The organism is Duganella sp. GW821-FHT07G03, assembly GCF_059418605.1.
Map to the genome: position 1 here is coordinate 144,194 of NZ_JBWKQE010000001.1, position 12,156 is coordinate 156,349.

Consider the following 12,156-nt stretch of genomic DNA (forward strand, 5'->3'; position numbering starts at 1 on the left):
CCTAGGCGGCTGCGTCGAGGAAGAAGATGGCGGTGACTTTGGCCGGGGTTTTCTCGGTAGGCTTGTCGATCTGGACCTGCGCGCAGTCTTCGGCCACCAGGCTGCGCCAGTTGCCGACGCCGGCGGCGGAAAAGATCGTATGCGCCTTGGAGCTCATGCTCATGTCGATCGCCAGGCGGGCATTGCGCTCGCCGGTCTTGGCGTAGTTTACGCCGCGCAGTTCGATGCCGAAGGCGGTCAGCCAAGGCTCCCACAGGCCCGATTCCACACCCTTGACGATGCGGTTCATCATTTCTTCAAGCGTCAAGCCCTTTTTCACCACAGCGCGCAGCAGCGCCAGCGACGGCGCATGGCGCGCATCGGTGCTCTGCTTGCCGGCGCCGCTCTCGCCGATCGCCTTGATTTCCTTGGAAAACCCCGCATCGCGCTCCGTGTAGTCGCGCATGCGCGAGTAGAACTCGGCGCTCAGGAAGGGATTCGCTACCCGGCCCGTAGGCGCGGGCGCTGCTTGTTTTTTGTTCGTCATGATCTGGCCTTAATGTGTAAGGCCGTAGTTTAACCGACTCGGAAGGCTTCGACGACAATCCTGGTCGCTTCGGCCAGGATCTCGCTGCGCGCCTTGTCGTCCTTGCCGGGCTGGGTGAGGTAGATCGCCAGTACGATCGGCGCCTTGCCCGGCTGCCAAATGACGCCGATGTCGTTGGTGCTGCCATGGTCGCCGGTGCCGGTCTTGTCGGCCACCAGGCTGCCGGACGGCACGCCGGCGCGGATGCGGGTGTCGCCGGTGGTATTCCCGAGCATCCAGTCCTTGAGCTGCTTGCGCTGCGCCACGCCCAGGCCGTCGCCCAGCAGCAGCTTGTGCAGCGACTCCGCCATCGAGGCCGGCGTGGTGGTGTCGCGCGGATCGCCGGGCAGCGCGGAGTTGAGCTCCGTTTCGATGCGGTCCAGCCGGAACTCCATGTCGCCTATCGAGCGCGCGAAGGCCGTCACTGCGGCCGGTCCGCCGATTTGCTGCATCAGCAGGTTGGCCGCCGTGTTGTCGCTGGTCTGGATGGTGGCCTCGCACAGCGCCGCCACCGTCATGCCTTTTCCGACATGTTTTTCGGTGATGGGCGAGTATGTCACCAGGTCTTTTTTCGTGTAGCGCACACGCTTCCTCAGCAGTGCCGGCTCCCTGGCCAACACGGCGGCGGACAGCATCATCTTGAAGGTGCTGCAAAACGGGAAGCGCTCGTCGGCGCGATGCAGCAGTTGGCGGCCGTCGGCGGTGTTCAGCGCGGCCACGCCCAGGCGGCCGCCCGATTCGCCCTCCAGCCTGGCCAGCAGCGACGCCGCCGAATGCGGCGCGGAGGCCGGGGCGGAATCCAGCAAATCGGCGGCGCGGGCGAAGGGAGCGGCGGCAAGCGCCAGGATCAGGGCACGGCGGGTGGCAAAAACAGTCATGGTGCGCAGGTGTAAGTTAAGCAATGTTTTGCATATTAACAGCCGTTTCTTAAGCTCATATTCAATTGAACGCACCCCATTCGACGCCGGATGTAGACTCGTCGCATGGCCCCTCAAGTCCTCATCGTCGGCGCCGGTCCCACCGGCCTGGTACTCGCTATCCGCCTGGCGCGGCACGGAGTGGCCGTACGCATCATCGACAAGAACAGCGGCCCTGGCCAGGCTTCGCGCGCGATGGCGGTGCATGCGCGCACACTGGAGTTCTACCGCCAGCTGGGCTTTGCCGACGTCGTCGTCAACCTCGGCATCAAGATCGAAGCCATCCACCTGCGCGAGGGCGGCGAAGAAGTCGCTGAACTGCCGCTCAAGGACATCGGCGCCGGCCTCAGTCCCTATCCCTTCGTGCTGGCCTTCCCGCAGGACGACCACGAGCGCTTCCTGGTCGAGCAACTCAAGGGCCTGGGCGTGGAGGTCGAATGGAACACCGAGCTGGAATCGTTCACGCAGGACGAATGGGGCGTGCGCGCCGTGTTGGAGCGCGACGGCGATCGCATCGCCTGCAGCAGCGCCTACCTGTGCGGCTGCGACGGCGCCCGCAGCCGTGTGCGTGAATCGCTGAAGTTCGATTTCAGCGGCGGCACCTACGAACATTTGTATTACGTGGCCGATGTCAAAACCTCCGGCCCGGAGAATCGCGACCTGGTCGGCCACATCGGCGCCAACACCTTTGCGCTGATGCTGCCGGTGCGCTCGCGCGGCATGCAGCGGCTGATCGGCATCATGCCACCGCTGGCGGAAGCGCTGCCCGAGCCGGGCTTTGAAGACGTGCGCGGCGTGCTGGAACCGCTGTTGGGCATCAAAGTGGAACAGGTCAACTGGTTCTCCACCTACCGGGTGCATCACCGGGTGGCGTCGCAGTTCCGCTCCGGCCGCTGCTTTCTCGGTGGCGATGCGGCCCACATCCACAGCCCCGCCGGCGGCCAAGGCATGAACACCGGCATCGGCGACGCCGTCAACCTGTCGTGGAAACTGGCCCAGGTGCTGCAAGGCCGCGCCGATTCCACCCTGCTCGACACTTATCAGGCCGAGCGCATCGTCTTCGCCCGCAAGCTGGTGGCCACCACCGACCGCGCCTTCCAAATGATCGTCTCGCAGGGCGCCGGCGGCCAGCTGCTGCGCGGCTGGCTGGTGCCGCATGTGTTCCCGGTGCTGGCCGGCTTTGCGGCTGCGCGCCGCACACTGTTCAAGACTTTGTCGCAGGTGCAGATCCATTATCCCGACAGCCACCTGAGCGCAGGCCGCGCCGGCGACGTGATCGGCGGCGATCGCCTGCCGTGGGTGCCGCAGCCGGACGGCGAGGACAACTTCAGCGCGCTGCAGACGCTGGACTGGCAGCTGCATGTCTACGGCCAGCCATCGGCCTTGCTGGGCGCCGCCGCGCGCGAAGTGTCGCTGCCGCTGCAGGTCTACCCATGGAGCGATGCCGCCGCCGACGCCGGCCTGCTGCGCGACGCCGCCTACCTGATCCGCCCCGACATGCACGTGGCGCTGGCCCTGCCGCGCCAGGAACTCGACACCCTGCGCAACTTGGTGGAACACTATCACTTGCGCTTCGCCCCCGACAAAACTGATTGACACGCTTCCCGGCGTCGGGCTAAGGTCGTCCTCGCGCGAATTCTTAGCCCGCCCATAAAGGAAGTCATGACCAATCAGCCTCAGAATTTCTCCCGCCGCGACCTGTTGCTGTCCGCCTTGTCCGCCACTGCAATGAGCGCGCTGCCCGGCTTCGCGCTGGCGCAAGCCGCGCCGGCCGACGCCCGGTTATCCACGCTGCTGGAGAACTTCGCCGACGAGATTCTGCGGCTGGCGCCGACCAGCGCCACCTCGCTGGGCGTCGACAAGGGCGAGCGCGCCGGCCTGAAGGCGCAACTGGAAGACCTGTCCCCGGCCGGCGACGCCGCCTGGGCCGCGCAGGTCAAGTCCATGCTGGGCCGCCTGTCCGCGCTGGACCGCAACGCCCTCGGCGCCGAGGCGCAGATCCGTTACGACACCGTGCGCTATGCCGCCACCGAAGGCGTGGCCGGTTTGCGCTTTTCCTTCGGCGGCGCCGCCAGCGGCTTCTTCGGCGGCACCGCGCCCTTCCCCGTGACGCAGCAGGACGGCGCGCTGACCCGCATCCCCGAGTTCCTCGATTCGCAGCACCAGATCGCCAACGCCGCCGACGCCGAGGCCTACCTCGAACGCGTGGCCGGCATGGCGCGCATGCTGGACCAGGAAACCGCCCGCATCATCGACCAGGCCGGGCAAGGCATCATGCCGCCGGACTTCATCGCCCGCACCGCCCTGGGCCAGTTGAAGCAATACCGCAAGACCGCCGTCGCCGCGCAAAAGCTGGTCACCTCGATCGGCGAGCGCACCGGGAAGCTGGGCATTGCCGGCGACTGGAACCCACGCGCCGCCAAGCTGGTGGAAAGCGCGGTCTATCCGGCGCTGGACCGGCAGATCGCCGCCTTCGCCAAGGCCACCGCCAAGGCGACCAGCGTCGCCGGCGTGCACCGCCTGCCGGATGGCGCAGCGTATTACGAATGGGCGCTCAAGCTGGGAACCTCCACCAGCCATAGCGCCAGCGAGATCCATGCGATCGGACTGGAACAGAACAAGCAGCTGCAGGCGCGCATCCACGCCATCCTCAAAGCGCAGGGCATCACGCAAGGCACGGTGGGCGCGCGCTTGCAGGCGCTGGCCAAGGACCCCAAGCGCTTCTACGCAGACAACGATCAGGGCCGCGAACAGTTGATCGCCTATTGCAATGAGCGCGTCAACGCCGTGCGCGCACTGATGCCAAAGATCTCGCACATGGACATGAAGGTGCCGCTGCAGATCAAGCGCGTGCCGGTCGATATCGAAGCCGGCGCCGCGCTGGGGTATATGAACTTCGCCTCGCTGGACGGCTCGCGTCCGGCGATCTACTACATCAACCTGAAATCGACCAGGCTGTGGCCGAAGTCCGAGCTGGCCACGCTGACCGCGCACGAAGGCTTGCCGGGCCACGCCTTCCAAGGCGCGTATCTGGCCGAACATCACGACGAGCTGCCGTTGATTTCGTCGCTGATGGGGTTTAATGCCTTCGCAGAAGGCTGGGCGTTGTACGCCGAACAACTGGTCGACGAATTCGGCCTGTACGCCAACGATCCGTTCAGCCAGATCGGCTATCTGCAGGCGCAGCAGTTCCGTGCCTGCCGCCTGGTGGTCGATACCGGCATCCACGCGATGAAGTGGACGCGCCAGCAGGCGATCCACTTCCTGGTCGAGAACACCGGGCGCGGCCTGCAGGCGATGACCAGCGAGATCGACCGATATTGCGTGTCGCCGGGCCAGGCCTGCGGCTACAAGATGGGCCACAACGAAATCCTGCGCCAACGCGAACGCGCCAAGGCCTCGCTGGGCGGCAAGTTCGACCTGGCCGGCTTCAACGACGCGCTGGTGCAAAGCTGCGGCGTGCCCCTGACGGTGCTGCCGACGGTGGTGGACGGGTATATCAGCGGGGTTAAGAAGGCCTGAGTTAATGACGGGGCGGCAGCCAGCTGCCGCCCTGTGGCTTCAGTGGTTCCCTTTTAAATTTCCACGCAGCATACGCATCATAAGAACCGGTCCTGTAACAATTATTATTTTGTCGTTGACTTCCAGCGTTATCGAGTTCTCCTCCCACGAAAGAATCGATGGCAGCCGAGACTTGAAATAACTGGTAGTAGAATTTCCGGCATCGCCTTGTTGATATCCATATTTAACAATGCGCGTTGCCATATCGGTTCGTAAATTTAGGCAATCATCAATCGACTCTACCTCAACATAGAATCTTGCCGGCAGCGTCAAGCTCAATATCACTGAAGAACCCATAAATGCCCCTACAAGCACAAGCGGGGGCGCCAATGGCAGTCTCAGGGCCATTAATATTAGTTGAAAGATGAAAAAGCCAACTAGCGTGCAGGCTATATACGAACCTAACTGCCTTACCGACTGCACGGGCAACAAGTGCGCAATCGGACTACTCAAGTCTTTTACCTCGGAAATCTTTATTTTCATAATATGCATTGCCGGAATTGCCCCCACTTCTCCCTATGTCGCGGTATTTAGGATCTCTATTTTATTACGGCGATATGCTCGCAACGCTGCCGGCACTACGCTCAGCGGCAAACCCGCATGGATGACGATTAACCACCATAGGCTGTTGGTCAAAGCATAGGCAATCGTAAAGACAAATGCAGACACAATCGACGCCATCAACTGCTTGGCAGACTGGTAGCCATGACCTACGCCATAAGCAAAAGCAGAGACTGTGACAGCGATTGGCAAACCAACGCTAGGCGTTAGAAACAGCAAAATGAAACCGCGGTAGAGGACCTCCCATCCGGCGGTCATGAGCGTCATGCTGACGACAAAGGCTGCGGTTTCGGCAGCTGTATGCGGCCACGGGAAGGGCGAGTCCAATAGCTTGCGCTCGTTCTTGGCGCGGGTCTCCGCCGTGTAACGCTGCTCAATAATGCTCCCGGCGACGAAAATCCCACCCAACAGCAGCGCAGAAAAGCCCAGGCCCCACGCACCTGCGTCCGACAGGGGCATATCAAACCCGATGTCGCGAACGGTGTAACCCGCTTGCCATGAGCCAATCAAAAGAACTCCCAGCATCACCAACACCGGCCAGCTCATGGACCAATAACGAAGCATTAGCGCACGAGGCGGCTTATCTTTCTTCGGGTATAGACTGCGCCACATGTTGAGCGATGGACCGATGATTAACAAGTATGTCGCAAGCAAAATATGCAGCATAGTCAGATTCCGCCCAAGTAGGCAGCAAGCAGACCATCTGAACTTTCGATACCTAAGTCCAGCTCAGTGCCGAAATGTTCGCGCCCTTCGGTGTCCTCGTTCTGAACCAAAGTCACCGTCGATTGATCAATCTCGATGGGCGCGTCAATGAATTCGATAAGGGGGTCATAATTCATATGAGAATTTCAATTTAATTTGGTGAACGGCGGATCTTGGCCGGCAGCAGCATAACATTTTGCCATGATGAAAAACTCACAGATTCCCACGCACCTCGCGGGTATAATTATCTTTTTGCCACTGTTGATACCAGCGAGGACACCATGACAGAGAAGACATTGAATTCCAAGGTTGATGCATACGTCAGCAAGCCCGGTCAATGGCAGGACGCATACAAGAAGCTGCGCGCCATCGTCCTCGACTGTGATCTGAGCGAGGGATTCAAATGGGGCCATCCTTGCTACACGCTCGGGGACCAGAACATCGTGCTGATCCACGGCTTTAAGGAATACTGCGCGCTGCTGTTCTTCAAAGGCGCGCTGATGCAGGACCCCAAGGGCATCCTGATCCAGCAAACCGAGAACGTGCAGGCGGGGCGCCAGATCCGCTTCACCAGCGCCGAAGAAATCACCAAGATGGCGTCGACCTTGAAGGCCTACATCCGCGAAGCCATCAAGGTGGAACAGTCCGGCGCGCAAGTGGAATTCAAGAAAACCGCTGAATTCGCCATGCCGGAAGAATTCCTGAACAGGCTGGAAGAATCACCCGAACTGCAAGAAGCCTTCGCCGCCCTGACGCCTGGCCGGCAACGCGGCTACCTGCTGCACTTCTCCTCGGCCAAGCAAGCCAAGACCCGCGAGTCGCGCGTGGAGAAATGCGTCCCGCATATCCTCAAGGGCAAAGGGCTGGATGACTAAGCACCAACGTCAGCGAACTGCCAGCGCATACCCGGCATTTCCTTTGGGGATGTTGTAGACGCCAAAGTCGCAGCTGAACACGCTCCACGCATCGCCCGGACTGGCCGCATTGGTGGACGACGTCCAATAATACTGAAACGTCGCAAAGTTGGAGAAGCTGGCGGGCTGGGAGGCGATGCCCGCCGCAGAACTGTTAAACGACTCGTTAAAATAATCCGCCATATTGCCCTGCGCACGATCGGCCAGGCTCTGCATCTCTTTCCGGTTCGGCATTCTCCACGCGCCTGCGACGGAACCATCGGTCAGGCCGCACTGGCCGCTGGCAAGCGTGCTGATCGTGCCGAGAGCCGCCGCCCAGCTCTGTTGAATGCAATCCGCTTTCTTCAACCAGACCAGGCCGGTGGCAGTGTCCGTTACCGTGCCGTTGCCGTTGTCGCGCATGCGTGGCGCGGGTAGCGGCGCCCCCTTCTCCAGGGCGCCGTCATCGCCGTTAGCGTAGAAAACATAGAACCCCGTCGCCTGCAACTTGGCCGCGCCAGTGCTCGTGCCCTTGACCGCCCACACCGCATTTGTCGAGGTCGTCTTGATGTTGAGATTCGAACTGGCGGTGTCGTTGATATGGCGCCCGTCCAGCATGCGGATCGCCCATGCGTTCGGCGAACCCACCTGGCCGCCGTAGTAGCTGGTCGAGGTCCAGTAGATGCCTGTCGATACGGACGTGAACGGGTTGCCGGCAGTGAGCGCCGGATTGCTGGCGGAGACGTCGACCAGGCTTTCAAGCTCCACCAGGTTAGGCAAGCGCCAATCGCCGGCCTTGGATCCATCCGTCAATCCGCACGCGCCGCTGGCCAACTGGTTGGCCTCTGTCAGCGCGTTCGCCCATAGCGCGGGACTTAAGCAACCGGCGTTTTTCAACCAGACCAGGCCGGTCAAGTTGTCGGTGACCGTGCCGTCTTGATTATCGGTGTAACGCCTGCCCGGAAAGGCCACGCCTTTTTTCAGTGCCCCATCGTCGCCGGCAACGTAGCTGTTCGATTGCCCCGTCGAGGCGATGCTCACCAACGGATTGCTGCCGTCGTAGGCATTGAAGTTGGCGCCGGTGATGGAATTATTAACTGTCGAGTTCAAATTAACGACGTTGAACATGATGCCGGAACCGCCATTGGGATTCGAAAACGAACCGTTGTAGCCGGCCCGCGTGACGGAAGCGCCGCTATTGGCGTACCAATTTTTTGGCGATGGATCCCACAGATAGGCGGAACGGTCGCCCGACACATTCGTCGCCATGAACGGATTGAACGCGTATCCGGCCTTCGAGGCGAAGAAATGGTAGTTGATAATGCAGGACATGGTGCAGGAAGTGCCCAGGCCGCCAACGCTGTAATTGCCATTGGCGTCAGTGGTGAGGGTTGCGTAGACGCGGTTACTATTGGTCTCGTAGACCGTCACGGTGGCGCCGGCCAGCGGCGCGCCCTTGAACATGACCGTGCCGGCGGCGGTGTTCGACGGCACAGGAACGAAAGGTTGGGTGTTGCCCCCTGATCCGCCGCCGCCCCCACCGCAAGCGTTGATCAGGCTAGCGCCAAGCACAACAAGCAGCAAACGGATGCGCCCCATTGTTTTCTCCTTCTTTTTTCCTAGTCTAGTCCGCTTCCGGAGCCGACGCCACTTCAAGATGCTAAACTCTCCCCTCTACGCGGGAAACTTTTAATAGATTCGGATGAAAACCATAGCCATCATCGGCGGCGGCGTCACCGGCGTCACCACTGCCTACGCGCTTGCCAGAAGAGGCTACGCCGTCACGCTGCTGGAGCGCCATCGCTACGCCGCGATGGAAACCTCGTTCGCCAACGGCGGCCAGCTGTCCGCCTCCAACGCCGAAGCCTGGAACCACCGCAGCACCATCGTCAAAGGCCTGAAGTGGATGCTGAAGAACGATGCGCCGCTGCTGGTCAGTCCGAAACCCAGCTGGCATAAGCTGTCCTGGTTCGCCGAGTTCATCGCCGCCCTGCCCCACTACCGCGACAACACCATCGCCACCACCAGGCTGGCCGTGTCCGCGCGCGAGCATCTGTTCAGCTGGGCCGCGCAGGAAGGCATAGACTTCAACCACAAGCGCGCGGGCATCCTGCACATCCATCGCGACCGCGCCGATTTCGAACACGCGGCCGAGGTATCGCGGCTGCTGGCGCAAGGCGGCCTGCCGCGCCGCGCCGTCACGCCAGAGGAGATGCGCTCCCTCGAACCCACGCTGACCGGCCAGTTCTACGGCGGCCACTACACCGAAAGCGACAGCTCCGGCGACATCCATAAATTCACCGCCGGCCTGGCGCAAGCGGCGCAGCGGCTGGGCGTGGACCTGCGCTTCGAGCAGCACGTGAGCCAAGTGCGCGCCGACGCCAACGGCGCCTTCATCACCACCACCCAGGACGGCGCCGACGATACCCGGCGCTACGATGCGGTGGTGGTCTGCGCCGGCACCGCCAGCCGCGAACTGGCGGCCATGCTGGGCGACCGCGTCAACGTCTACCCGGTCAAGGGCTATTCGATCACCGTGCACCTGCACGACGCCGCCAGCCAGGCCGCCGCGCCCAACGTCAGCCTGGTCGACGACGCCACCAAACTGGTCGCCAGCCGCCTGGGCGCGGACCGCCTGCGCGTGGCCGGCACGGCGGAGTTCAACGGCTACAACCGCGACATTCGCGCCGACCGCATCGCGCCGCTGCACAACTGGGTGCAACAATGCTTCCCAGGCATCTGCACGCGCGACGTCACGCCGTGGGCCGGCCTGCGTCCGATGATGCCGAACCTGATGCCGCGCGTGGGCCGGGGCAAGGCGCCCACCGTGTTTTACAACACCGGCCACGGCCACCTGGGCTGGACTTTATCGGCCGCCACGGCCGACCTCATCGCCGACACGGTGCTGGCCGCAGTGGGCGCTCCAACGCCATCCGTTAGCCAACGTACCGCGCAGGGCTTGAAAATGGCGTAAACTGCCACTATATTCAGCCTGTCTTACAAGGAGATCTGACATGACGGCAAAATCTTTCGCACGTATGACCCTGCTGGCCGGCGCTTTGGCGCTGGCGATGCCGGCGTTTGCGGCCGAACCCACGATACACGATGTTTATGTCGCCGCCGAAGCAGGCAAGTACACCGATGCCCAGGCGCTGATGGACCAAGTCCTGAAGGCTCACCCGAACAGCGCCACCGCGCACTTCGTGGAGGCCGAGCTGCTGGCCAAGCAAGGCAAGTTCGCCGCCGCACAGGGCGAGCTGGCGACGGCCGAACGCCTGTCGCCCGGCTTGCCGAAGGTGAATCCAGGCGCGCTGGCCAAGCTGCGCACGCTGCTGGCCGACGGCCAGAAGCCGAAAGCCAATTATTCGCAACAGCAGCCGGCCCGCAGCAACGCCGGCTACAGCAACGGCAACTACGGCGCGCCGCAGAGCAGCGGCATCCCCTGGGGCACCATCCTGATCCTGGGTGGCGGCCTGATCGGCTTTATCTGGCTGGCGACGCGCTTCATGGCGCGCCGTAACGCGCAGCAGAACGACGGCTACAACAATCCGGCCGGCTTCAACCCCGGCGGCGCACCGGCGCCCGGCTATGCGCCAGGCGCTTATCCGCAGCAGGGTTATCCGCAGCCCGGTTACGGCCAGCCGCAACAAGGTAGCGGCATGGGCTCGCGCATCATGGGCGGCCTGGCGACCGGTGCGGCGGTAGGCGCGGGTATCGTCGCGGGTGAAGCGCTGGCGCGCCAGTTCACCGGCGGCAACCACGATTCGGGCAACAGCAGCCAGCCGCGCAACGACATCGTGTACGACGATCCATCACGCGACGAACTGCTGCGCCGCGATGACATGGGCGGCAACGACTTCGGCGTCAGCGGCGGCTGGGACGACTCCGGCAGCAGCGGTGGTGGCGGCGACAGCGGCGGCGGTGGTGGCGACTGGGACTAAGCCCGGCCGGCATTTCACCTCACGGGGCGCGGCGTTCGCCCGCCCCGGCAGCTTCCATCGCAAGATCCCAATACGGCGGATCGCCGAAATACTCCTTCAAATGACGTATCAACAGCTGGGCCTTGGCCTGGTTGGAACGGCCCGGCATGTGCACGGCGTGCACTGCGGACTCGTACGGGTCGCGCCTGCCCGATGCGGCGCCGCGCACCACCGGCGCCATCGGGAACACCGGCACCAGCTGGCCGGCGACGATGGCGTCGCTCACCAGCCAGTTCGCCAGATGCACCAGCCCCGCGCCACCAATGGCCGCGTGCAGCAGCGAGTCGGTGTCGTCGCAGCGCAGCTTGCCCTTGACGGCCAGCGGCTGGTTCTGGTTCACGCCATCGAAGCGCCACCAACCGCGCGGCGCCGAGCGCCCGGTCACGGTCAGGCATTGGTGGTCGAGCAGGTCCAGCGGCGTTTGCGGCCAGCCGTGGCGTTCCAGATAGGCCGGGCTGGCGCTGACCACGCGGTGCTGGATCGCCAGCCGGGTCGCCACCAGGCCGCTGTCGGGCAGCACGCCGGCGCGCACCGCCACATCGACGCGGCGCGCGGACAGGTCGACGATGTCGTCGCTGACGTGCAGCTCCACTTCCAGCAGCGGACAGTGCAGCAGGAATTCGGCGATGGCCGGCGCCACGTGCAGGCGGCCGAAGGCGGCAGGCGCCGTCACCGTCAGCAGGCCGCGCGGTTCGCTGTCGAGCTCCTGCACGGCGGCCTTGCCTTCGGCCAGTTCGGCCAGGATGTTGCGGGCACGCGGCAGGAAGCGTTCGCCGGCGTCGGTCAACAACATCTGCCGCGAGCTGCGCAGCAGCAGGCGTGCCCCCACTTCGGCCTCCAGCGCATCCAGCTTGCGCGATACCGAGGACACCGCCATCTTCAGCTCCGCCGCCGCGCGCGACAAACTGCCGTACTCCACCACCGCCAACAGGCACTTCAGGCATTCGATCATTTCACTTCCCCTCTTTGCAATT

At 63.2% G+C, this 12,156-nt stretch carries 12 protein-coding genes; 5 read left to right on the top strand and 7 right to left on the bottom strand.

Annotation, left to right across the window (positions count from 1 at the left end; all coding sequences use genetic code 11):
• Position 1: 1 nt before the first annotated feature.
• Together AC07OK_RS00635 and bla are read right to left on the bottom strand one after the other, a co-directional pair.
• Positions 2 to 526 carry a hypothetical protein gene (locus AC07OK_RS00635; protein WP_494688481.1) on the bottom strand — a complete coding sequence of 175 codons (525 nt, stop codon included), beginning with the start codon at positions 524 to 526 and terminating at the stop codon, positions 2 to 4.
• Positions 527 to 555: 29 nt separating this feature from the next.
• Entirely contained in the window at positions 556 to 1,443 is an 888-nt protein-coding gene (gene bla, locus AC07OK_RS00640) for a class A beta-lactamase (RefSeq protein WP_494688482.1), read from the bottom strand.
• A gap of 105 nt (positions 1,444 to 1,548) precedes the next feature.
• On the opposite strand from bla, the gene AC07OK_RS00645 reads away from it, so the two are divergent.
• The gene (locus AC07OK_RS00645; protein WP_494688483.1) at positions 1,549 to 3,078 is read left to right on the top strand and encodes an FAD-dependent monooxygenase; all 1,530 of its coding nucleotides are present in this window, start codon (positions 1,549 to 1,551) and stop codon (positions 3,076 to 3,078) included.
• 66 nt (positions 3,079 to 3,144) lie between these two features.
• Complete coding sequence (locus AC07OK_RS00650; protein ID WP_494688484.1) at positions 3,145 to 5,004, top strand: DUF885 domain-containing protein; 1,860 nt, start codon at positions 3,145 to 3,147, stop codon at positions 5,002 to 5,004.
• A 39-nt stretch (positions 5,005 to 5,043) separates the two neighbouring features.
• On the opposite strand, the gene AC07OK_RS00655 is transcribed toward AC07OK_RS00650, so the two are convergent.
• Genes AC07OK_RS00655 through AC07OK_RS00665 form a run of 3 tightly spaced genes read right to left on the bottom strand, consistent with a single transcriptional unit; the run spans position 5,044 to position 6,446 of the window.
• Complete coding sequence (locus AC07OK_RS00655; protein ID WP_494688485.1) at positions 5,044 to 5,535, bottom strand: hypothetical protein; 492 nt, start codon at positions 5,533 to 5,535, stop codon at positions 5,044 to 5,046.
• Positions 5,536 to 5,559: 24 nt separating this feature from the next.
• A complete protein-coding gene (locus tag AC07OK_RS00660; RefSeq protein WP_494688486.1) occupies positions 5,560 to 6,270 on the bottom strand; it encodes a CPBP family intramembrane glutamic endopeptidase in 711 nt (236 codons plus the stop codon).
• 2 nt (positions 6,271 to 6,272) lie between these two features.
• Entirely contained in the window at positions 6,273 to 6,446 is a 174-nt protein-coding gene (locus AC07OK_RS00665) for a hypothetical protein (protein WP_494688487.1), read from the bottom strand.
• A gap of 144 nt (positions 6,447 to 6,590) precedes the next feature.
• On the opposite strand from AC07OK_RS00665, the gene AC07OK_RS00670 reads away from it, so the two are divergent.
• Positions 6,591 to 7,184, top strand: coding sequence for a YdeI/OmpD-associated family protein (locus AC07OK_RS00670; RefSeq protein ID WP_494688488.1), 594 nt, complete (start codon positions 6,591 to 6,593; stop codon positions 7,182 to 7,184).
• Between the two features lie 9 nt (positions 7,185 to 7,193).
• Here the strand turns inward: AC07OK_RS00670 and AC07OK_RS00675 are convergent, their stop codons facing one another.
• Positions 7,194 to 8,801, bottom strand: coding sequence for an Lcl domain-containing protein (locus tag AC07OK_RS00675; RefSeq protein WP_494688489.1), 1,608 nt, complete (start codon positions 8,799 to 8,801; stop codon positions 7,194 to 7,196).
• Positions 8,802 to 8,904: 103 nt separating this feature from the next.
• Between AC07OK_RS00675 and AC07OK_RS00680 the strand changes: the two genes are divergently transcribed.
• Positions 8,905 to 10,176 carry a D-amino acid dehydrogenase gene (locus AC07OK_RS00680; RefSeq protein WP_494688490.1) on the top strand — a complete coding sequence of 424 codons (1,272 nt, stop codon included), beginning with the start codon at positions 8,905 to 8,907 and terminating at the stop codon, positions 10,174 to 10,176.
• 40 nt (positions 10,177 to 10,216) lie between these two features.
• Positions 10,217 to 11,143: a tetratricopeptide repeat protein gene (locus AC07OK_RS00685; RefSeq protein WP_494688491.1), complete on the top strand. Its 927-nt coding sequence runs from the start codon at positions 10,217 to 10,219 to the stop codon at positions 11,141 to 11,143.
• Between the two features lie 19 nt (positions 11,144 to 11,162).
• Here AC07OK_RS00685 and AC07OK_RS00690 read toward each other — a convergent pair whose 3' ends face one another.
• Positions 11,163 to 12,134: a LysR family transcriptional regulator gene (locus tag AC07OK_RS00690; protein WP_494688492.1), complete on the bottom strand. Its 972-nt coding sequence runs from the start codon at positions 12,132 to 12,134 to the stop codon at positions 11,163 to 11,165.
• Positions 12,135 to 12,156 lie beyond the last annotated feature (22 nt).

Excerpts from the sequence above, each read along its gene's own strand:
- AC07OK_RS00635 (WP_494688481.1), bottom strand. The coding sequence starts at position 526 with ATGACGAACAAAAAACAAGCAGCGCCCGCGCCTACGGGCCGGGTAGCG.
- bla (WP_494688482.1), bottom strand. The coding sequence starts at position 1,443 with ATGACTGTTTTTGCCACCCGCCGTGCCCTGATCCTGGCGCTTGCCGCC.
- AC07OK_RS00645 (WP_494688483.1), top strand. The coding sequence starts at position 1,549 with ATGGCCCCTCAAGTCCTCATCGTCGGCGCCGGTCCCACCGGCCTGGTA.
- AC07OK_RS00650 (WP_494688484.1), top strand. The coding sequence starts at position 3,145 with ATGACCAATCAGCCTCAGAATTTCTCCCGCCGCGACCTGTTGCTGTCC.
- AC07OK_RS00655 (WP_494688485.1), bottom strand. The coding sequence starts at position 5,535 with ATGCATATTATGAAAATAAAGATTTCCGAGGTAAAAGACTTGAGTAGT.
- AC07OK_RS00660 (WP_494688486.1), bottom strand. The coding sequence starts at position 6,270 with ATGCTGCATATTTTGCTTGCGACATACTTGTTAATCATCGGTCCATCG.
- AC07OK_RS00665 (WP_494688487.1), bottom strand. The coding sequence starts at position 6,446 with ATGAATTATGACCCCCTTATCGAATTCATTGACGCGCCCATCGAGATT.
- AC07OK_RS00670 (WP_494688488.1), top strand. The coding sequence starts at position 6,591 with ATGACAGAGAAGACATTGAATTCCAAGGTTGATGCATACGTCAGCAAG.
- AC07OK_RS00675 (WP_494688489.1), bottom strand. The coding sequence starts at position 8,801 with ATGGGGCGCATCCGTTTGCTGCTTGTTGTGCTTGGCGCTAGCCTGATC.
- AC07OK_RS00680 (WP_494688490.1), top strand. The coding sequence starts at position 8,905 with ATGAAAACCATAGCCATCATCGGCGGCGGCGTCACCGGCGTCACCACT.
- AC07OK_RS00685 (WP_494688491.1), top strand. The coding sequence starts at position 10,217 with ATGACGGCAAAATCTTTCGCACGTATGACCCTGCTGGCCGGCGCTTTG.
- AC07OK_RS00690 (WP_494688492.1), bottom strand. The coding sequence starts at position 12,134 with ATGATCGAATGCCTGAAGTGCCTGTTGGCGGTGGTGGAGTACGGCAGT.